Origin of the sequence: Marinibacterium profundimaris, from assembly GCF_002210095.1 — a bacterium.
Taxonomy (GTDB): Bacteria; Pseudomonadota; Alphaproteobacteria; order Rhodobacterales; family Rhodobacteraceae; genus Marinibacterium; species Marinibacterium profundimaris.
Map to the genome: position 1 here is coordinate 366,663 of NZ_AQQR01000003.1, position 19,791 is coordinate 386,453.

A 19,791-nucleotide genomic window follows, 5' to 3' on the forward strand; every position below is an offset into this window, starting at 1 on the left:
TATGTTGCGCGACCGGCAGCACCTGCCGCGGACAAGCCCGTGTCACCGGCAACGACCCCACAGGGCCGACGCTGCGCGGAACGGGCTTGAAAGCTGTCAGATCAAGGGCTGGTACGGCGGGAGGGATTCGAACCCCCGACCCACTCGGTGTAAACGAGATGCTCTACCACTGAGCTACCGCCGTCCGTGACCGCGCGTTCCCTAGCACCTGCCGGCGGCGCTGCCAAGTGGCTGGTCACGCATCCAAAGTCAAACCTTGTTCAGGGCTGGGCACGGACCCAACCCAACCGACCTGACCGCATATTAGAAGACTAGGACCCTGGCCCCTGGCATGCATGTCCGCAGCCTGGTCGAAACACTGACGTGCCCGCCACTGACAGCAACACTCAAAGGGAAGGAATGGTGGGTGATAAGAGATTCGAACTCCTGACATCTTCGATGTGAACGAAGCGCTCTACCACTGAGCTAATCACCCTTGGGCGCTGTCATTAGACTCAGCCTTCCGGCTCTGCAAGAGGATTCTTGCCTTCGTCAGACCGAGTACCGCACGGCAAAGACACCGGCATTCACCCAGCGCGTCTGTACCGGGCCAAGCCGCGTCGGCCCAGGCCGGATTGACGGCCGCCTTCATCCTTGCGCACCCAAAGCTGTTACAAAACCCACTTAGGACTCAAGCCGTTAACGACGCCAACGGTAATCCTTTGATGGTCCGGTTCCGCGGGATCCCGGGCGGGAGAGCAATATGATGCAACGGGCACAGGATGAGTCTGCCAAGCTCAGCGTTCAACAGTGGATCGATCAGACGCCGGCCTGGCCGGATGGGACCCCGGTCAACGCCCAGCCGATGACGTCCATGCAGACCCGAATTTGGGCGCTGGCCGCGGCGGGCAAGTTCTTCGAGGGCATGGTCGTTTTCATGGGCGGCATCGCCCTGCCCCTTGTGGCGAAGGAATTCGCGATTTCCAAGGCGCAGCACGGGCTGGTCACCGCCGCCTCGCTGGCGGGTATCCTTGTCGGCGCCAGCCTGCTGGGTGGCCTGTCGGACCGGTTCGGGCGGCGGGTCATGTTCATCGCTGAAATGGCGCTTTTCACCCTGTTCCTGATCGCCGTCTGCCTCAGTCCCAACTTCGGCTTCCTCGTCGCCGCTCTGTTCGGCCTCGGCCTCGCCCTCGGCTGCGATTACCCGACCGCGCATGTGATGATCTCGGAAACCATATCCTCGCGCATTCGCGGGCGGCAGGTGCTCTCGGCCTTCGGATTTCAGGCGATAGGGGCTCTCTTCGGGACCGGCGTCGGCTACCTGATCCTGGCCAACACCGAAAGCGTGCAGGCCTGGCGCTGGATGTATGCCACCGGCATCCTGCCGGCGCTGGTGGTCCTGGGACTGCGCTTCACCATCATCGAGACACCGCATTGGCTGCTGGCGCGCAACCGGATCGACGAGGCGGTGCGCGCCACCCTGCGCCTGCTAAGCCGCGCTCCCGCCTACCCGACGCGCCTGTCCCTGCATCACGAGCCGATCAAGACCCGCGACGCCGACAGGTCCGGATGGGCCGAGCTTTTCTCTCCGGCCAATCGCCGGGCCACTCTGCTCGCCTCGGTACCCTGGTTCCTGCAGGATCTCGGCACCTACGGGATCGGCATCTTCACCCCGGTCATCCTGACGCAAACCGTCGGACACACGAAGGAGCACGCGACCTCGGTCGCGGATATCGTCCAGAACGACATGATCGCCGCGCGGGGGGCCGCGATGATCGACGTCCTTCTGCTGATCGGCATCCTCTTCGCAATTCTCCTGGCCGACCGGCTCGGACGGATCCCCCTGCAGATCGCGGGCTTCATCGGCTGCGCCGCCGGGCTGGCCATCGCGGCCATGTCCTCCGCCTTCGATGGGATGACGGCGACGATCATGATCTTCGGCGGCTTCATGTTGTTCAACTTCGCAACCAACGTCGGGCCGAATGCCCAGACCTACCTGGTCGCGGGCGAAGTCTTTCCCGTTCATGTGCGCGCCAAGGGCGCCGGGTTCGCCGCCTCCTTCGCCAAGATCGGCGCGGTCAGCACGGCCTTTCTCTTCCCGATCCTGCTGGCCGATATCGGCACAGAGATCCTGCTCTGGGGGCTGGTCGGCACATCGATCCTGGGCGCCGTGGTTACCTATGTGCTGCGCATCGAAACCGCCGGCCGCAGCCTGGAAGAGATCGAAACCGCCTGATCCCCAGGCTGATCCCCGGGCCCGGACGTAAAAAAGGCGCCCCGAAGGGCGCCTTTTCCTGTTTCGGATCAACCGATCAGTGCGCGGTGGCCGAGGACCCGGCCTCGCCACCCGCCTTGGCGGCGGCTGCGGCTGCGGCGGCCTCTTCGGCGGCCTCGTCCCATTCCACCGGCTCGGGCTTGCGCACCAGGGCATGTTCCAGCACTTCCGAAACGTGGGACACGGGGATGATTTCCAGCCCCTGTTTCACGTTGTCGGGGATCTCCGGCAGGTCCTTCTCGTTCTCCTGCGGGATCAGCACCGTCTTCACGCCGCCACGCAGCGCGGCCAGCAGTTTCTCCTTCAGACCGCCGATCGCCAGCGCGTTGCCGCGCAGGGTCACCTCGCCGGTCATGGCGATGTCCTTGCGGACCGGGATCTGCGTCAGGACCGACACGATCGAGGTCACCATGGCCAGGCCGGCCGAGGGGCCATCCTTGGGCGTCGCGCCCTCGGGCACGTGGACGTGGATGTCCCAGCGCTCGAACTGCGGCGGCTTGATGCCCAGCTGGGGCGAGATCGACCGGACGTAGCTGGAGGCCGCGTCGATCGATTCCTTCATCACGTCGCCCAGCTTGCCGGTGGTCTTCATCCGGCCCTTGCCCGGCAGGCGCAGCGCCTCGATCGACAGCAATTCACCGCCGACGGAGGTATAGGCGAGCCCCGTGACAACGCCGATCTGGTCTTCCTTCTCGGCCAGGCCGAAGCGGAACTTCGGCACCCCAAGATAGTCGTCGAGGTTCTCCTCCGTGACCTTCACGGATTCGGCCTCTTTCTTGATGATCTTGGTCAGCGACTTCCGGGCCACCTTGGCGATCTCACGCTCCAGGTTCCGCACACCCGCCTCACGCGTGTAAGTGCGGATGATGTCGGTCAGCGCCTCGTCGGTCAGTTCGAACTCCTTGGCCTTCAGGCCGTGGTTCTTGACCTGCTTCGGCGTCAGGTGCGCCTTGGCAATCTCGCGCTTCTCGTCCTCGGTGTAGCCGGCCAGCGGGATGATCTCCATCCGGTCCAGAAGCGGCCCGGGCATGTTGTAGGAGTTCGCCGTGGTCAGGAACATCACGTCGCTGAGGTCATATTCGACCTCGAGGTAGTGATCGACGAAGGTGTTGTTCTGCTCCGGATCGAGCACCTCCAGCATGGCCGACGCCGGGTCCCCACGGAAGTCCTGACCCATCTTGTCGATCTCGTCGAGCAGGATGAGCGGGTTCGTGGTCTTGGCCTTCTTCAGCGCCTGGATGATCTTGCCGGGCATGGAGCCGATATAGGTCCGGCGGTGGCCGCGGATCTCGGATTCGTCCCGCACGCCACCCAGCGAGATGCGGATGAACTCGCGCCCCGTGGCCTTGGCGACCGACTTGCCCAGAGAGGTCTTGCCGACACCCGGAGGGCCGACGAGGCACAGGATCGGGCCCTTCAGCTTCTTCGAACGCTGCTGCACCGCGAGATATTCGACGATGCGTTCCTTGACCTTCTCAAGGCCATAATGATCCTGGTCGAGGATGTCCTGAGCCCGATGCAGGTCCTTCTTCACGCGGCTCTTGGTGCCCCACGGGATCGCCAGCATCCAGTCGAGGTAGTTGCGCACGACCGTGGCTTCCGCCGACATCGGCGACATGTTCTTGAGCTTCTTCAGCTCGGCCTCGGCCTTCTCGCGCGCCTCTTTCGACAGCTTGGTCTCGGCGATTTTCTGTTCGAGTTCAGCGACTTCGTTCGCGCCGTCCTCACCGTCGCCCAGCTCCTTCTGAATGGCCTTCATCTGCTCATTCAGATAATATTCGCGCTGGGTCTTCTCCATCTGCGACTTGACGCGGGTCTTGATCTTCTTCTCGACCTGCAGGACCGACAATTCGCCCTGCATCAGGCCATAGACCTTCTCAAGCCGTTCGGAGACGGACAGCGTTTCCAGCAGCTCCTGCTTCTGGTCGACGTCGATGCCCAGATGACCGGCCACGAGGTCGGCCAGGCGCGCGGGTTCGGTTGTGTCGCCGACGGCGGCGAGCGCCTCTTCGGGGATGTTCTTTCGGACCTTGGCATAGCGCTCGAACTCGTCGCCGACGGTGCGCAGCAGCGCGGTCGTCGCCGCGGCGTCGCCGGGCATCTCGGTCAGGTATTCTGCCTTGGCCTCGAAGTAGTCTTCGTTTTCAAGGAATTCGGTGATGCGCACCCGCGCCTGCCCTTCGACCAGTACCTTGACGGTGCCGTCGGGCAGTTTCAGCAGCTGCAGCACATTGGCAAGCACCCCGGCCCGATAGATGCCATCCGCGGTCGGCTCGTCGATCGAGGGGTCGACCTGGCTCGACAGCAGGATCTGCTTGTCGTCGGCCATCACCTCTTCAAGCGCGCGAACGGATTTCTCGCGCCCGACGAAGAGCGGCACGATCATGTGGGGGAAGACCACGATGTCGCGCAGCGGAAGGACCGGATAGGAAGCGTTGATGGGCTCTTTCATGCTCTGTCCTTATCATTGGCAAGATGGCACCAGCCCCTGGAAGGCGACCCTTGGCCATCTCCTGTCATGGAAAGCGAAGGTGGGGCTTTGCCGGCCGGCTTTCAACTGCAAAAGGCTGTTTCCAGCAATTTTGCCCCTGCATCGACCGAAGCGCAAGCAGTCCATATATGGATGGTTTCCCCCGTCGTGACCACGATATCGGGGCCAAATGCGGCGTTTTGCGTGATTTATGGCCCGTTCGGGCGTCCCGGGTCACGACAGCGTGTGGCCCCTGTCCTGCCGCGCTGCCCGCACGGGCATCACGCGACCCCGCGTCGGCGCCGGTCAAGCGGCCGCCAGCCACCCATGCAGGCCGGCCCCTACCTGGCCGCACGTCCGGGCATGTAGCCCCGGATCGACTGACGCCGGGCGCGGATCGCGGCGATCGGAATCACCTCGGCGCTGACGGCTGCGTCGTCATCCCATTGGTGGCACCGCAAGTGGGCCCCCGCCGTCGATGGGGCGCCGTCGACATCGCCGCGCTCACCCGCAACCGCGACGGGGCCGTCTTCGGGCATGGTGCGCAGCGTGTCGGCGAGGCCCTGATAGGCGCCTTCCGAGACTTTCCTGGGATTCTGCGCAAGCCGCATATCGCGATCCAGCGTCACATCGAACTGTATCAGGTCACCGGTATCGAGGATCCCGCCCTGATCGTCGATCGTTTCATGGCAGAAGGCGAGATCCCCGTGATCCTCGCACCAGATCACCGCCTTCCTGTCTTTCTGGTCGCTCCAAAGTACTACACCAAGCATTCCGACGGCCCCATCTAAACCTACGATCAGTCTGCGCAGGTTTCCGGATTCCATGAACCATCAACTCTGTCTAACATATTTGCAATTTGTGTCGCTTTTGGTAGCTTGATGATGCGCTATGGCGCCAGTGATGACGCCAAAGCGCGTCGTCCATGGCGCCCGCTGGCACAATTCTGGTCCCGTACGGGACGTCCGCCCTCAGTCGCCACCGAGAAAAACCAAGATGACCACCGAAAATCGGACGCCCTCGGAACTCAGGAACATGTTTGGCGCCAACCTGCGCCTGCTCTCCGAAACCTATCCGTCGATCGCGGAACTTTCCCGCCAACTGGGAATCAATCGTACACAATTCAACCGTTACTTGTCCGGGGAAAGTTTCCCACGCCCCGACATACTGGCAAGGATCTGCACATTCTTCGATCTGGACGCGCGTATCCTGCTCGAGCCGGTTTCGGCCCTGCGCCCGTCCGGCGATATCCTCACGGGCGAAGAGCTGTGCGAATTCGTGGGCGCCGGCGCGCTGGATGTCCCCGAGGACGAGTTTCCCTCGGGCTTCTATCGCTTTACCCGCCGCTCCTTCGTCAATGAGGCGCAATTCGTGATCGGGCTCGTCTATGTCTACCGCCTCGACGGCGCGACCTATGTCCGCGGCTACGAGGCCAAGGACGCGCTGCGCCAGCAGGGCATTCCGATCGACCAGCCATCGCGCGAATTCCGCGGCTTTGTCACCCGGCAGGAAGACGGCATCGCCGCTGTGATGTCGCGGCGCAATGCGATGACCTGTTCCTTCAACTACCTGTCGCGCATCGCCTCGTTCGAGAACAACTTCTGGGTCGGATACGTGACGCGCACGGTCCGGGAAAGCGTCACCGGACGGCGCGCGGTGCGCATGGTCTACGAGCATCTTCAAAGCAACCGGACGGCAATCATGTCGGCAGCGCGCAGCACGGGCTACGTAGAAAAGGAAGACGTGCTGCCCTTCCACCTGCGCCTGCTGCAACCCGACGCCGAATTCCGCTGAGCCACGGGCGGGCCGCGATGTCCGCCAGCGACATTGCCTGTCGCGAACCAGCGCGCCGGGACGGGACCGTCCGGTCACCCTGAAGCAGCAGCCTCAGGAGTCCGGATCATGACGCACGCCCGCCCCCCTGTCACCGACCGCTTCCCCGATCTCTCGGCCGTGCGCGCCCCGATCGCGCAGGCCAACGGGCTGCCCAACGCGCATTACACCGACCCCGCCGTGCATGACGAGGAACGCCGCGCCCTGCTGACGGACCAGTGGGCCGGGCTCGCCGTCGCCGCCGACGTGCCCGAGCCGGGCGATGCGATCCCGATCACCTATCTCGACATCCCCCTCCTGCTGCTGCGCGACCGCGAGGGCCAGGTCCGCGTGTTCGAGAACATCTGCCGCCACCGCGGCATGATCCTGGTCTCGGCGCCCCGCCGGATCGAGGGCGCGATCCGCTGCCCCTACCATTCCTGGTGCTACGGCACCGACGGCCGCCTGGTCTCCACCCCGCATGTGGGCGGGCCGGGCCGCAACACCCACGACGGGATCGACCGCACGACGCTGGGGCTGAACGAGGTCCGCAGCCATGTCTGGCGCGACGTCGTGTGGATCAACATCTCGGGCACCGCGGCCCCGTTCGAGGACGCCATGGCCGATGCCATCGCCCGCTGGGCCGATTTCGACCAGCCGCTTTACCACGGCGGCGCCGACAGCCGCTTCACCCTGACGGTGCAGGCGAACTGGAAGCTCGCGGTCGAGAATTACTGCGAAAGCTACCACCTGCCCTGGGTCCACCCCGGGCTGAACAGCTATTCGCGGCTGGAAGATCACTACAATATCGAAGCGCCCGATCGGTTCTCGGGCCAGGGCACGCGGGTCTACCGCCAGATCCGGGGCGACGACGGTGCCACTTTCCCCGATTTCCCCGGGCTCGGCCCCGAATGGGACCAGGCGGCGGAATACATTGCCGCCTACCCCAACGTGCTGCTTGGCGTGCATCGCGACCATGCTTTCGCCATCGTGCTGGTGCCCGAGGCGCAGGACCGGACGCGCGAGGAGGTTCATCTCTACTATGCGGCACCGGAGACCGACGATGCCCTGCGCAAGAAGAACGCGGCGCAGTGGAAAGAGGTCTTCGAGGAAGACATCTTTGTCGTCGAGGGGATGCAGCGCGGCCGGCGCGCGCCGGGCTTCGACGGCGGGCGCTTCTCGCCGGCGATGGACGGGCCCACGCATATGTTCCACGCCTGGGTGGCCGCGCAGATCGACGCCCGCCGCGCGCCGGCCCGCGCCGCGGAATGACCGCGCGATGACGACCCGGGGCGAGAGGCTGAACGACGCCCTGCTCGCCGCCCATGCGGCAGGCAACGGGGCCGCGCTTGTCGGCCTCTACCGCGAGGCCGCCTCGCAAGAGTCGGACGAGCATGCCCGGGCCTTCTTCCTGACCCAGGCCTATGTCTTCGCGCTCGACAGCGGCGCCCCCACCGCGCCCGAACTCCGCGACGCGCTGGTCGCCCTGGGCCGCGAAACCCCGCTCTAGGCGGTGACCCCGCCCGGGGCCGCCTCGGCCTGGCGATCGGCCAGCTGGTCATAGAGGTGCCAGGACGCATGTCCCAGCAAGGGCAGCACCACCAGAAGGCCCAGGAACCAGGGCAGCATCGCCACGAAGGTCAGCCCCGCCAGCAGGATCCCCCAGCTCAGCATCGGCAGCGGATGCGCCGCGACATAGCCGATGCTCGACAGCATGGCCGTGATGAAATCGACCTCGCGGTCCAGCATCATCGGCAGCGACAGCACCGCCATGGTGAACAGCAGCACGGCAAATCCCGCCCCCACCAGCGTGCCGAAACCCAGCATCTTGAGCCCGGCCGGCGTCAGGAAGATCTCGAAGCTGGACGAGACGTTGGTCATCGGCGACAGCCCAAGGAACAGGGCAAAGATCATGTGGCCCAGGAAGAACCAGAACAGGAACACCACCACGATCAGCGCACAAAGCCAGGGCAGCTGCCGCCCCGCCTCGCCCCAGATCACGCCCAGCACCGGGGGCCAGGACAGGCGTTCTTCCGCCTCGATCCGCCGCGACACCTCATACAGTCCGACGGCGGCGAAGGGCCCGATCAGCGGAAAGCCGATGGCCGCCAGGATCAGCCAGTAGCTCGTTCCCGTGGCCGAGGTGACCCAGGCCATGGCCCATCCGATCAGGATGTAGAGCACCGCGAAAACCAGCCCGAAGGCGGGTGCCGCCCGGAAATCGGCCCATCCGCGCCGCATCGCCTCGCGCAGGATCTCCGGCGTCACCTCCCTCAGCGGCGGCACACCTGCTCTCTTTTCCTCCCCCATCGTGTCCTCCTCACGTCAGAGCGGGTCTTTTCCCCGGCCAGTCCGTCAGCTCGTGCCAGGCCGCGCCCAGCGACAGGATATCCGCATCCGCGCCGCGCCGTCCAATGATCTGAAGCCCCGCCGGCAGCCCCTCGGCCCCGAACCCGGCCGGCAGCGCCAGAACCGGCAGGCCCAGCAGGCTCGCCGGCACCACGACCTCCATCCAGCGGTGATAGGTGTCCATGCTCTGCCCGTTGATCTCGGTCTTGAACGGCGCCTCCACCGGGAAGGGCCAGACCTGGGCCGCCGGCAACACCAGCGCGTCGTATTTCTCGAAAAGCGCGGCAGCCCGCAGGAACCAGTCCGAGCGGATGACCGAGGCGCGGTGCACCTCCATCGCCGACATCGCCAGCCCGCGCTCCAGTTCCCAGACCGCGCTGTCCTTCAGCTCGGCCTTCCGCTCGGCCAGCGGGGCGATCCCCGTCGCCACCGACCACGAGCGCAGCGTCGTCCAGCTCTCCCAGATCTTCTCCAACGGAAACGGCGGCGCCACGTCCTCGACCACCGCGCCGGCCGCCTGCATCTGTTCCAGTGCCTGGCGCGACAGCTCCAGGATCCCGTCCTCGAACGGCAGCGCGCCGCCCCAGTCGCCCAGCCAGCCGATCCGTTTGGCCCTAAGGCTGGCCCCGTCCAGCGCGCCCACCGGTGCGCTGTCGTACCCATGCGGCTGACGCGGATCGGGCCCCGACATCACATCCAGCAGCAGTGCCACATCCTGCGGATTGCGTGCCATCGGCCCCAGCGTCGACAGCTGGTGCAGGAAATTGTCCCCGATCGCCTCGGAGGGCACCCGGCCCCAGCTGGGCCGGAAGCCGTAGACATTGTTCCAGGCGGCCGGGTTGCGCAGGCTGCCCATCATGTCCGAGCCGTCTGCGATGGACAGCATCCCCGTGGCCAGCGCCACCGCCGCCCCGCCCGACGACCCGCCGCAGCTGCGGGTGATATCATAGGGGTTCTTCGTGGCCCCGTGCACCGGGTTGAACGTATGCGAGCCCAGCCCGAACTCCGGCGTATTGGTCTTGCCGATGACAATCGCCCCGGCGGCCCGCAGCCGCGCGACCATGATGTCGTCCTTCGGCGCCACCTGCCCCTTGAAGATCGGCGAGCCCTGTGACGTCTCGAACCCTTCGGCATTGGCCAGGTCCTTGATCGCGATCGGCAGCCCCGCCAGGGGGCCCTCCAGCCCAGCCGTGTCGGCCGCCCGCGCCGTTTCCATAAGGGCCTCGGGCGCGGCCATCGAGACGATGGCATTGACCTTCGGATTGACCTCGGAGACCCGCGCCAGCGTCGCCTCCATCAGCGCCTGGGCAGTCAGCCGGCCCGCCTTCAGGTCACCAGCCAGGGCGGTCGCGGAACGGAATATAGGGGTCATGTCTGGCACCTTTCGATCATTGCCCTTCAGGTCTAGCCGATCGGGTCGGCCTGGCAATGGTCAAGCGCGGCGCATCCCGGGCGCGGGAAGGATTTCTGCGCAGAGGGGCGCGCAGTGCTGCCGGTGGTGGCGCGGGATGGAGGGGACGGGATGGAGTATTTTTACAAAGGTGAAGACAGGGGCGTGGTGCGCCGTTGCGACCGGTCTTCCAGGTCCGAAGGGAGCGGGCGCGCGGTTGCGGACGGTCCGCGGGACAGCAGGCGGCGTATTGGAGTATTTCACCCAAGAAGAAGCAGGGGCGTGGCGCGAGATGCCGGTCCGTCGGGACAGCCCGACGGAGCGCGCGGCGCCCGGGTTCGGGCCGCGCGGTGGGCGGGCGGGTGGGAGCGCGGGTCGGGACCGGGGGCCGCGCGCGGGGGACCCTGTCGAGAGGCTGTCCGTCAGTCGGCGCGGGCGTCGGCGCGGCTTTTGCCGGCGACGTCCATCGCCAGGGTCGCGGCCATGAAGCCGTCGAGGTCGCCGTCCAGCACGCCCTTGGTGTCCGAGGTTTCGTGCTCGGTCCGCAGGTCCTTCACCATCTGGTAGGGCTGCAGCACGTAGGACCGGATCTGGTTGCCCCAGCCGGCCGAGCCCTTGTTCTCGTGCGCCTCGTTGATCGCCGCGTTGCGCCGGTCGAGCTCCAGCTGATACAGCCGCGATTTCAGTGCCTTCATGGCGATGTCGCGGTTCTGGTGCTGGGATTTCTCGGAGCTTGTCACCACGATACCGGTGGGATGGTGGGTGATCCGCACGGCCGAATCCGTGGTGTTCACATGCTGGCCGCCCGCGCCCGAGGACCGGAACGTGTCGATCCGGATGTCCGACGGGTTCACGTCGATCTCGATGTTGTCGTCGACCACCGGGTAGACCCAGACCGAGGCAAAGGAGGTCTCGCGCGTGCCCTTGCCGAAGGGCGAGATCCGCACCAGCCGGTGCACGCCGCTTTCGGATTTCAGCCAGCCATAGGCGTTGTGGCCCGAAATCTTGTAGGCGCAGGACTTGATCCCGGCCTCGGACCCGGCTTCCTCGGATTGCAGTTCCACCTTGAAGCCGCGCTTTTCGGCCCAGCGGACATACATCCGCTGCAGCATCTGCGCCCAGTCGCAGGCCTCGGTGCCACCGGCGCCGGCGTTGATCTCGAGGAAGGTGTCGTTGGCATCGGCCTCGCCGTCCAGCAGCGCCTCCAGCTCCTTCTGGGCCGCCTTCTCGGCCAGCGCTTTCAGCGCGTCCTCGGCCTCCGAGACGACCTCGTCGTCCTCTTCCATCTCGCCCAGTTCGATCAGTTCGACATTGTCCGACAGTTCCTGGCGGATGCCGTCATGCACGCCGATGCTGTCGACCAGCGACTGGCGGTCGCGCATCAGCTTCTGCGCCTTCTCGGGATCGTTCCACAGGTCCGGATCCTCGACCATGGCGTTGAATTCCTCGAGCCGGTGCGGCGCGGTCTCGTAATCCATCCGCTGGGCCAGAAGCTCCAGCGACTTTTCGATCTCGGCAACGACATTCTGGATTTCGGCGCGCATCAACTAGGTCCTCATGCTCAGACCCGCGTGATAGACCATCGCCCGCACCCGGACAAGCCGGTGCCGCAGGGCGTCCTCGGCCCCCCCGGCGGCACGGGCAAAAGTTTTTTCAGCCGCGGGGAACTATCCGGGGATCGCCATCGTCATCCCGGGCAGAAGAGGGAACAGAAAGGCTGAAGACCGGTATGGATGCGACCGAAACCGCCTCTTGCCAAGACCTCCCGCTCAGGGGTCAGTCGGACCGGCCACGCCGGTGCGTCGTCCGCGTCATGCCCGCGGACCAGGCACCTGCCGGGCCGCTCCGGCCGGAGGCGGTGCGCCGCGGATGCGGGCCCGCCCTGCCCTGCGGCAGTCCAGTCGGCACGCGCCTGCTCAGCCTGACGGGACGGACGCGCGCCCGGATGATACGCGCGGGCCGGCCCCGACCAGGGCCGCGATGCGACGCGCCGGACCGGCGTGCCCGCGGCCTGATCTCGCCCGCGCCGGTCGCCGGTTCTTCCGGTGCGGGCACCCTGAAACCGAATTGCACATGTGACGCGGGCAGGGCCGCCCGCAGCGCACCGGGAAACCCCAGACCGACCCGGTGACGCCATTCTCATCCCGATGTTCCGGTTGGCTCTTTGCCGGGACAACCAAGGGCTGCCCCTCGGTGGCCCGCCTGACCCCCACGCGCCTCTGCCTGCATCCCTGCACCGGCGTGTGGGGGTTTTTTGTTGCCTTTTGAATGGGGGGGCAAAGGCATCGCATCCGGCCGCAGGGTGCGTTGCGCCAGATCTCTGCGTTGGCCGTTTGAGCCCGCGCAGGGCCGGCGCGCCTACATGTCGGGGTACAGGATCAGCCGCACAGGCTCGCCCTCGGGCCGGGCGGGGCGTCCCGGGCCCAGCAGGAGCACGGCGCCGCGCTGCAGTCCGGCCGCGATCCAGTCGCCCTCGGTGCCCAGATAGCGCAGCGCGCCGGCCTCCTCGACCCAGACCAGCAGGTCGGGCGGGCCGGGATGCTCCAGCCGGATGCGGCCCTGGCGCTGGTGCCAGGCGACCTTGGCCGGGCCCCAGGCGGTCGGGATCTCGGCCCGGCTGATCCAGTATTGGTTCCAGGCCAGGATCGCCGCGGCCAAGATGACCTTCGCCGCGACGATCGCGCCGATGATCCGGCCCCAGGGCAGGCCCCATGCCGTCACCGGATCGCGGACAGGTGCGAGTTTGCCGAAGAGCCGGTCGCGCACCCGGTCCAGCACATGGGCCGGCGCGCGCAGGTCCGCGGGCCCGCCGATGGTGGCGGCCAGGTCGTCCCCCCATTGCGCCACGCGGCGGGCGAAATCGGGGTCCTCCTTCACCCTCGCCTCGGCCCGTGCGGCCTCGGGTCCGTCCAGCAGGCCCAGGGCCAGCTCGGCCGACAGGATGTCGTCTGCAGCACTCATGGCCGCGGCTCCCCGTCATCCGGGCCGCGCGGCTCGGCATCGTCCTCGCCGCCGAGACAGGCGCGCAGCAGTCGCAGGCCCCGATGCAGCCGCGTGCGCACGGTGTTTTCCGGCACACCGGCGCGCTCGGCCATCTCGCGGTAGGAATAGCCCAGCTGGTAGACGCACAGGATCGCATCGGCCTGGTTCCGCGACAATTTCCTGAGGCAGGCCACGATCCTCTGCCGCAGCATGAAGCGGTGTTCGGTGCCCGACAGCCCGTCGACCAGGTCGTCGGGCACCGGGTGCGCCTCGCCCCTGCGGCGGCGGGCGCGCAGCATGTCGACGGCCTCGTTCCGTGCGATGGTCAGCAGCCAGGCCATGGCGCTGCGGTCCTCGCGGAACCGGGTCGCCCCGCGCCAGGCCTTCACATACACGTTCTGCAAGGCGTCCTCGGCGTCGCTGCGGTCGCGCAGGATGCGCATCAGCGCGCTGAACACCGGAGAGGACGTGCTCTTGTAAAGCTCGTCCAGCGCTGCGCGCTCGCCGCGGCCCATGGCAACGATCAGCTCGGTAACTTGTTCGTCTGACGGCTTGCTGTCATACATGAGCCAAAGGTCTGAATAATGGATGCGGTTGCAATGTCCGATAGCTTCGACGATCGCAAGCGGGTCGTGAAACGCGTCATGATCGCAACATTCGTCGGACTGCATGTGCCGCTGTCCTGTCTGTTTCTATACGGGCTTCTCACCGGCCTGTCCGGCCTGGGCCCGGTGCTGTGGCTGACCCTGGGCGCGACGCTGGTGGCAAGCGCCGGCACGCTCCTTTACATGCGCGCCCGGCTTTGGCCCAGGGAGGACAACGGGCTGCCGGCCTGATCCCGCGCCGGGCATCCCCGGTTCACGAACCGCATCATAGCACGGGCCGCCGCCCCGGTCGCGGCCTTCGTCCTGCACGAGAGGCGCAGATCCCGCCCCTTGCGCCCGCACCCTGCCCGTCCAGGGGCCGGGCCAGAATGATCCGGCCCGAATGATGAGGGCGCCGGCCTGATGCCGGCGCCCGCGATGGACGGTGCCCGATGGTCCGTGCCCGGTCCCGGGCCTTGCGTCAGTAAAGACCGCCCGAGCTCACCGTGCCGAAGTTCGCCTTCGGCCCCACGTAGGCCGTGCCGCCCGACGAGGTGGTGACGGTCCGCCCGGTCTCGCGGCTGACCTCCTCGACCAGGGGCAGGTTCGAGCCCATGGCAAAGCCGCCGTCGTAGGCCACGCCGAAGATCGGCATCTCGCCGTCGCGGAAATACTCGGCCACCACGTTGTCGCCCGTCGCGTCATCCGGCAGGCGCGCGCCGGTCAGGCGGTTGATCTTGATGAAATGCCCGCCCGGGGGCACCTCGAACGGGCCGCCGCCGTACTTGGCCACGGCCTTCTCCATGAAGCGCTGGAACACCGGCCCGCACATCGAGGACCCATAGGCCCCCCGCCCCAGCGGGCGCGGCTGGTCGTAGCCGATGTAGCAGCCCGCCGCGATGTTCGAGGTGAAGCCCACGAACCACACGTCGCGCGCGTCGTTGGTCGTGCCGGTCTTGCCGGCGGTCGGCACCGGCAGGTTGATCACGCCCGAGGCCGTGCCACGGTCCACCACGCCCTTCATCATCGAGGTCAGCTGGTAGGCGGTGATCGCGTTCATCACGCGCGAGCGGTTCGACACGATCCGCGGCCCGGTGCCCGGCTGCAGGTAGGGCGCCGTGCAATCCACGCAATCGCGCTGGTCATGGCGGTAGATCGTGCGGCCATACCGGTCCTGGATCCGGTCGACCAGCGTCGGTTCCACCCGCTCGCCGCCATTGGCGAACATCGAATAGGCGGTGACCATCTTGTAAAGCGTCGTCTCCTCCGACCCCAGCGCATTGGCCAGGTACCGGCCCATGTCGTCATAGACCCCGAAGCGTTCGGCGTAATCGGCCACGACCGACATGCCGACCTCCTGCGCGAGGCGGATCGTCATCAGGTTCCGCGACCGTTCGATCCCCGTGCGCAGAGGCGTCGGCCCGTAGAACTGGTTCGACGAGTTCTTGGGCCGCCACAGGCCCTGCGGCGTGTTGATCTCGATCGGGGCGTCCACGACGATGGTCGCCGGGGAATAGCCGCTGTCCAGCGCCGCGGCGTAGACGAAGGGCTTGAAGCTCGACCCCGGCTGGCGCATCGCCTGCGTCGCCCGGTTGAAGACCGAACTCTGGTACGAGAACCCGCCCTGCATCGCGATCACGCGGCCGGTGTTGACGTCCATCGCGACAAACCCGCCCTGCACGCGCGGCACCTGCCGCAGCGTCCAGCGGATGAAGGATCCGTCGGAATCGCTGGTCATGCGGCGCACATGCACCACGTCGCCGACCTCGACCAGGTCGCCGGCGCCCTGTGCCCGGGGGGCCAGAGAGCCATCGCCGCGCCGCTTGCGCGCCCATTGCGCATCCTTCGCCGGCACCCAGTGCCCGCCCTCGACCTCATCGACGCCCTCGATCCCGATCCGCGCGTCGCCGCCCCGGATCTCGAGCACGACGGCCGGGTACCACGGGTTCTCAAGCACGATATCGCGCGCGATCCGCACGTCCGACAGCGCCGCGCGCCAGTCCTCTTCAGAGCCCAGCTGCTCGGCCGGGATGGTCTCTCCGGTGCCGTTCCAGATCCCCAGAGAACGGTCGTATTCCTCCAGCGAGATCCGCAGGGATTCGGCCGCCTCGACCTGCATTTCCTCGTCGATCGTGGCGCGCACGGTGTAGCCGCCCGAAAAGAACTCCTCCTCGTCCCGCGATCCGATGTATTCATCGGACTGGCTCAGCTGGCGCCGGATCTCGTCGGTGAAATAGTCACGCGGCGGCAGCGCGGTGCGGAAGCTTTCGAAATCGCCGTTCTGGACCGAGCGCAGCGGCTGGTTCAGCTCGGCGATCAGCACCTCCTGCGTGATGTATCCGTTGTCGTGCATCTCGCGCAGCACGTAGTTGCGGCGCTGTGTCAGGCGCTCCTTGCGGCGCACCGGGTGATATTCCGACGGCGCCTGCGGCAGCGAGGCGAGGAAGGCCGCCTCGTGCGGGGCCAGTTCGCTCAGCGTCTTGTTGAAGAAGGTCTGCGCCGCGGCGGTCACCCCATAGGAGTTCTGACCGAGGTAGATCTCGTTCAGGTAGAGCTCCAGGATCTCTTCCTTGCTCAGCGCGTGTTCGACGCGTGCGGCAAGGATGATCTCCTTGATCTTGCGCTCGGCCTGGCGGTCGCCGGACAGCAGGAAGTTCTTCATCACCTGCTGCGTGATCGTCGAGGCGCCGCGCACGCTTTCGCCGCGGGTCTGGATGGCCTCGTAGACGGCCACGGCGATGCCGCGCATGTCGTAGCCCTGGTGGATGTAGAAATTCTTGTCCTCGGCCGAGATGAAGGCCTGCTTGATCAGGTCCGGGATCTCTTCGGCCGGGGTGAACAGCCGCCGTTCGCGGGCGAATTCGTCGATCAGCTGCCCCTCGCCGGAATAGATCCGGCTGATCGTCGGCGGCTGGTACTGCGCCAGCGATTCATAGCTCGGCAGGTCGCGGCCATACATGTAGAGAACGCCGCCCACGGTCAGCGCGGCCATGACGATGCCGAGGGTGACGAAACTGAAGATCGCACCGAAAAACGAAAAGATGAACCGGATCACAAGCCTGCCTCGAAGGGTATTTGAAGTGTCGCAGTATAGGGTGTCGCCCGGGGCCGGTCAAAGCACGACGCTGCGAGACGCGCGCCTTCCTGCTTGCCGGTCCTCGGGCCTGCGCCGCGACGCGCAGGCCGCACCGGCGCACCCGTGTCCAGACGGCATATATCCTTGCGCGTGGCCTGCCCGGATCCGCGTGACATGGCCCTCCTCCCGCACCGGATAAAGTTGATTTCATACTGCTCTGGCAAAATAAAAATTTCCTTAAATTCCAGATTGGGCATTGGCGTCCCGGGCATGGCGCCGGGCGACGGGGCTTATGTGCCCCGCACCGTCTCGGACCGCCCGCACCCGGTTCGACCTTCCGGTCCTGGCCGCGCTACTGCCGCACCAGGTTCTTCTGCGCGGCATCTGCCACCGCCCAGGCCTGCAACCCGGCGCGGATCGCCTCGGCCATGCTGGCGCGCCAGCGGGGGTTGCGCAGGTTGTCCAGGTCGCGCGGGCTCGACAGGAAGCCGATCTCGACCAGGACCGAGGGGATGTCCGCCGCCTTCAGAACCGAAAACCCGGCCAGCCGCAGGGGCCTGCGGTTCATCGGCCCGCCCTTCTGGGTCATCTCGGTGACCAGCTGCCGGGCCAGCGCGCGGGTGCGCGGCCGGGTCTCCTGGCGGGCGAGGTCGAGCAGGATGTCCGTCACCTCGTCATCGGCCTGGCTCAGGTCGACGCCCGACAGGATCTCGTCCCGCTCGTGGCGCTGCGCCAGCAGCTCCGACGCCTTGTCCGAGCTTTCGTCGCTCAGCACGTAGACCGTGGCGCCATGGGCATGCCCCTCGGCCAGGCTGTCGGCATGCAGAGAGATGAAGACATCGGCCTGCGCCGCATGCGCGATCGCCACCCGCCGTTCAAGCGAGACAAAGACATCGTCCTCCCGCGTCAGGATCACCTCGAATCCGCCGGCGCGCAGAAGGGTCTCGCGGATCTCGCGGGCGAAGGTCAGCATCAGGTCCTTCTCGACCATGCCGTCCTGCTCGGCGCCCGGGTCGATGCCGCCATGGCCCGGGTCCAGCACCACCAGCATCGGCGCATCGGGCCCCCGCTCGCGCGGCGGCGCGACGGGCGCGGGCGCCGGCAGGTCCCACAGCGGATCATGCGGCGCCCCGGCCGTGGCGGCGAAAAGCTCGGGCGTCGTCGGCAGCAGCCGCACGTCCAGCATCGCCCGGCCCGAGCCCTCGTCCACGCTCAGCCCCGCCGTGCGCACCTCCATCGGGCCGTCCAGCGCCAGCACCAGCCGCGTCAGCCCCGGCCGATAGGTCCCGGCGCGCGCCGCCAGCACCCGCTCGGACCGCACAAGCGCGTCCAGGTCCAGCCCGTCCCAGTCGATTTCCCTGAAATCCAGCACCACGCGATCCGGTTCGGTCAGCGTGAAGATCCTCCAGGGCACCCCCTGGCTCAGCGACAGCGCGATCTCCATCCGTCCCTTGGGCAGATCCGCGATCCGGCTTGCCCCGGCATCGACCCGCGCCAGCGCCGAGAAATCCTGCGCCATCGCGCCGGCGCCGGACCACACACCGCCAAAGATCCAAAGGGCCGCCAGCGCGGCCAGTATCCTGCTCATGCCTGCCTGCTCCTGCCCTCTCCGCCGCCGCGAGGCCGTCTCCGGACGCGGGTGGGCGGGCGGGGCGTTCGGAGACGGCCTCGCGGCGCCTCCGGTTGTTATGCCAGGCGTCTCTTAGCGCAGGATCGCCGCTCCATGAAGTCCCCCAGTCGCCGCAGACCCTCTTCCATCTCCTCGGTCGCCCCCGCATAGGAGAACCGCAGCGTGGTCTTGCCGCGGATCGGATCGAAATCCAGCCCCGGCGTCACCGCCACCCCGGCCTCTTCCAGGATCTCGCGGGCGAAGACCCGGCTGTCATGGGTGTCATCCGAGACATCGGCGTAGATATAGAAGGCCCCGTCGGGCGGCGCGATCTTGGGGAAGCCCACCTTCGGCAGACCGTCCATCAGCAGCTTGCGGTTGGCGGTGTAGATCTCGACATTGCGCCGCAGCTCGTCATCGCAGCCCATCGAGGCCAGCGCCGCCAGCTGCGAGACATGCGGCGAGCAGATGAACAGGTTCTGCGCCAGCCGCTCGACCACGCGCACCTGGTCCTCGGGCACCACCATCCAGCCGACGCGCCAGCCGGTCATCGAGAAATACTTGGAAAACGAGTTGATCACATAGACCTCGTCCGAGATCTCCAGCGCCGAGACCGCCTTCTGCTCGTATTCCAGCCCGTGGTAGATCTCGTCGCTGAGAAACGAGATCCCCTCGTCGTGGGCGGCGTGGATCAGCTTCGACAGGGCGGGCCTGTCCAGCATCGTGCCCGTCGGGTTCCCGGGCGACGCCACCATCAGCCCGTCGAGATTTTTCCCCGAAAAATCTTCTACCACCGGCTGGAACCGGTTCTCGGCCCGGGTCACCAGGTTCACCGGCTCCATCCCCAGCGCGGTCAGGATCTGCCGGTACGACGGGTAGCCCGGCGCGCCGATGCCCACCCGGCTGCCGCTGTCGAAGAGCGCGTTGAAGGCCAGGATGAAGCCCCCGGTGGACCCGTTGGTGACCACCACGCGCCCCGGGTCCAGGTCGATGCCGTACCAGCGCCTGTACAGATCCGCGATCCGCTCGCGCAGCTCCGGGATCCCCAGCGCCACGGTATAGCCCATCGGGTCATCCGACCCCAACGCCTCGCGCACCGCCCTGACCGCGCCGACCGGGGCCCCGCTCGAGGGCTGACCGACCTCCATGTGGACGATGTGGCGCCCCTCCTCTTCCATCTGGCGGGCGGCTTCCATCACATCCATCACGATGAAGGGATCGACATTGGACCGGCTTGAGTTTCGCATAAGGCTCTCCCATGGTGC

General features: G+C 66.8%; 15 protein-coding genes and 2 tRNA genes. 5 read left to right on the forward strand and 12 right to left on the reverse strand.

The annotated features are described in order from the left end of the window. Positions 1 to 109: 109 nt before the first annotated feature. Positions 110 to 184 (reverse strand) — tRNA-Val (locus ATO3_RS09895). 216 nt (positions 185 to 400) lie between these two features. Next, positions 401 to 475, reverse strand: a tRNA-Val gene (locus ATO3_RS09900). 378 nt (positions 476 to 853) lie between these two features. Here ATO3_RS09900 and ATO3_RS09905 point away from each other — a divergent pair. Further along, entirely contained in the window at positions 854 to 2,215 is a 1,362-nt protein-coding gene (locus ATO3_RS09905; RefSeq protein ID WP_233152094.1) for an MFS transporter, read from the forward strand. A gap of 76 nt (positions 2,216 to 2,291) precedes the next feature. Here the strand turns inward: ATO3_RS09905 and lon are convergent, their stop codons facing one another. Next, positions 2,292 to 4,706, reverse strand: coding sequence for an endopeptidase La (gene lon, locus ATO3_RS09910; protein WP_088649683.1), 2,415 nt, complete (start codon positions 4,704 to 4,706; stop codon positions 2,292 to 2,294). 359 nt (positions 4,707 to 5,065) lie between these two features. Next, the gene (locus ATO3_RS09915) at positions 5,066 to 5,551 is read right to left on the reverse strand and encodes a hypothetical protein (RefSeq protein ID WP_143747253.1); all 486 of its coding nucleotides are present in this window, start codon (positions 5,549 to 5,551) and stop codon (positions 5,066 to 5,068) included. 169 nt (positions 5,552 to 5,720) lie between these two features. Here ATO3_RS09915 and ATO3_RS09920 point away from each other — a divergent pair, with 169 nt between their 5' ends. From ATO3_RS09920 to ATO3_RS09930, 3 genes are all read left to right on the forward strand, one after another. Then, positions 5,721 to 6,518, forward strand: a complete 798-nt coding sequence (locus tag ATO3_RS09920; protein WP_198963240.1) for a helix-turn-helix domain-containing protein — start codon at positions 5,721 to 5,723, stop codon at positions 6,516 to 6,518. A gap of 108 nt (positions 6,519 to 6,626) precedes the next feature. After that, positions 6,627 to 7,808 (forward strand): aromatic ring-hydroxylating oxygenase subunit alpha, encoded by a 1,182-nt coding sequence (locus tag ATO3_RS09925; protein WP_088649685.1) that lies wholly within the window; start codon positions 6,627 to 6,629, stop codon positions 7,806 to 7,808. Between the two features lie 7 nt (positions 7,809 to 7,815). Next, positions 7,816 to 8,046 (forward strand): hypothetical protein, encoded by a 231-nt coding sequence (locus ATO3_RS09930; RefSeq protein WP_088649686.1) that lies wholly within the window; start codon positions 7,816 to 7,818, stop codon positions 8,044 to 8,046. On the opposite strand, the gene ATO3_RS09935 is transcribed toward ATO3_RS09930, so the two are convergent. The 5 genes from ATO3_RS09935 to ATO3_RS09955 all read right to left on the reverse strand — a co-directional run bounded on the left by ATO3_RS09935 (position 8,043) and on the right by ATO3_RS09955 (position 13,823). Further along, positions 8,043 to 8,846 (reverse strand): DUF2189 domain-containing protein, encoded by an 804-nt coding sequence (locus ATO3_RS09935; protein WP_088649687.1) that lies wholly within the window; start codon positions 8,844 to 8,846, stop codon positions 8,043 to 8,045. The genes ATO3_RS09930 and ATO3_RS09935 overlap by 4 nt on opposite strands. 10 nt (positions 8,847 to 8,856) lie before the next feature. Then, a complete protein-coding gene (locus ATO3_RS09940; RefSeq protein ID WP_088649688.1) occupies positions 8,857 to 10,257 on the reverse strand; it encodes an amidase in 1,401 nt (466 codons plus the stop codon). 440 nt (positions 10,258 to 10,697) lie between these two features. Beyond that, the gene (gene prfB / locus ATO3_RS09945; protein WP_088649689.1) at positions 10,698 to 11,819 is read right to left on the reverse strand and encodes a peptide chain release factor 2; all 1,122 of its coding nucleotides are present in this window, start codon (positions 11,817 to 11,819) and stop codon (positions 10,698 to 10,700) included. 814 nt (positions 11,820 to 12,633) lie between these two features. Continuing rightward, on the reverse strand, positions 12,634 to 13,236 hold the full coding sequence (locus ATO3_RS09950; protein ID WP_088649690.1) for a hypothetical protein: 603 nt from the start codon (positions 13,234 to 13,236) through the stop codon (positions 12,634 to 12,636). Further along, positions 13,233 to 13,823: a sigma-70 family RNA polymerase sigma factor gene (locus ATO3_RS09955; protein ID WP_158217934.1), complete on the reverse strand. Its 591-nt coding sequence runs from the start codon at positions 13,821 to 13,823 to the stop codon at positions 13,233 to 13,235. The genes ATO3_RS09950 and ATO3_RS09955 overlap by 4 nt, the downstream gene beginning before the upstream one ends. A gap of 33 nt (positions 13,824 to 13,856) precedes the next feature. Here ATO3_RS09955 and ATO3_RS28460 point away from each other — a divergent pair, with 33 nt between their 5' ends. Then, the gene (locus tag ATO3_RS28460) at positions 13,857 to 14,093 is read left to right on the forward strand and encodes a hypothetical protein (RefSeq protein WP_158217935.1); all 237 of its coding nucleotides are present in this window, start codon (positions 13,857 to 13,859) and stop codon (positions 14,091 to 14,093) included. A 229-nt stretch (positions 14,094 to 14,322) separates the two neighbouring features. Here ATO3_RS28460 and ATO3_RS09960 read toward each other — a convergent pair whose 3' ends face one another. The 3 genes from ATO3_RS09960 to ATO3_RS09970 form a co-directional block, all read right to left on the reverse strand. Further along, entirely contained in the window at positions 14,323 to 16,896 is a 2,574-nt protein-coding gene (locus tag ATO3_RS09960) for a penicillin-binding protein 1A (protein ID WP_088649692.1), read from the reverse strand. Between the two features lie 373 nt (positions 16,897 to 17,269). Then, positions 17,270 to 18,505: an N-acetylmuramoyl-L-alanine amidase gene (locus tag ATO3_RS09965; RefSeq protein ID WP_088649693.1), complete on the reverse strand. Its 1,236-nt coding sequence runs from the start codon at positions 18,503 to 18,505 to the stop codon at positions 17,270 to 17,272. 98 nt (positions 18,506 to 18,603) lie between these two features. Then, a complete protein-coding gene (locus ATO3_RS09970) occupies positions 18,604 to 19,773 on the reverse strand; it encodes a pyridoxal phosphate-dependent aminotransferase (RefSeq protein WP_088649694.1) in 1,170 nt (389 codons plus the stop codon). Positions 19,774 to 19,791 lie beyond the last annotated feature (18 nt).

Bases quoted from the DNA above. Each gene is read 5' to 3' on its own strand.
- lon (WP_088649683.1), bottom strand. From the start codon at position 4,706: ATGAAAGAGCCCATCAACGCTTCCTATCCGGTCCTTCCGCTGCGCGAC.
- ATO3_RS09930 (WP_088649686.1), top strand. From the start codon at position 7,816: ATGACGACCCGGGGCGAGAGGCTGAACGACGCCCTGCTCGCCGCCCAT.
- ATO3_RS09935 (WP_088649687.1), bottom strand. From the start codon at position 8,846: ATGGGGGAGGAAAAGAGAGCAGGTGTGCCGCCGCTGAGGGAGGTGACG.
- ATO3_RS09915 (WP_143747253.1), bottom strand. From the start codon at position 5,551: ATGGAATCCGGAAACCTGCGCAGACTGATCGTAGGTTTAGATGGGGCC.
- ATO3_RS28460 (WP_158217935.1), top strand. From the start codon at position 13,857: ATGTCCGATAGCTTCGACGATCGCAAGCGGGTCGTGAAACGCGTCATG.
- ATO3_RS09955 (WP_158217934.1), bottom strand. From the start codon at position 13,823: ATGTATGACAGCAAGCCGTCAGACGAACAAGTTACCGAGCTGATCGTT.
- ATO3_RS09970 (WP_088649694.1), bottom strand. From the start codon at position 19,773: ATGCGAAACTCAAGCCGGTCCAATGTCGATCCCTTCATCGTGATGGAT.
- ATO3_RS09920 (WP_198963240.1), top strand. From the start codon at position 5,721: ATGACCACCGAAAATCGGACGCCCTCGGAACTCAGGAACATGTTTGGC.
- ATO3_RS09940 (WP_088649688.1), bottom strand. From the start codon at position 10,257: ATGACCCCTATATTCCGTTCCGCGACCGCCCTGGCTGGTGACCTGAAG.
- ATO3_RS09925 (WP_088649685.1), top strand. From the start codon at position 6,627: ATGACGCACGCCCGCCCCCCTGTCACCGACCGCTTCCCCGATCTCTCG.
- prfB (WP_088649689.1), bottom strand. From the start codon at position 11,819: ATGCGCGCCGAAATCCAGAATGTCGTTGCCGAGATCGAAAAGTCGCTG.
- ATO3_RS09905 (WP_233152094.1), top strand. From the start codon at position 854: ATGCAGACCCGAATTTGGGCGCTGGCCGCGGCGGGCAAGTTCTTCGAG.
- ATO3_RS09965 (WP_088649693.1), bottom strand. From the start codon at position 18,505: ATGAGCAGGATACTGGCCGCGCTGGCGGCCCTTTGGATCTTTGGCGGT.
- ATO3_RS09950 (WP_088649690.1), bottom strand. From the start codon at position 13,236: ATGAGTGCTGCAGACGACATCCTGTCGGCCGAGCTGGCCCTGGGCCTG.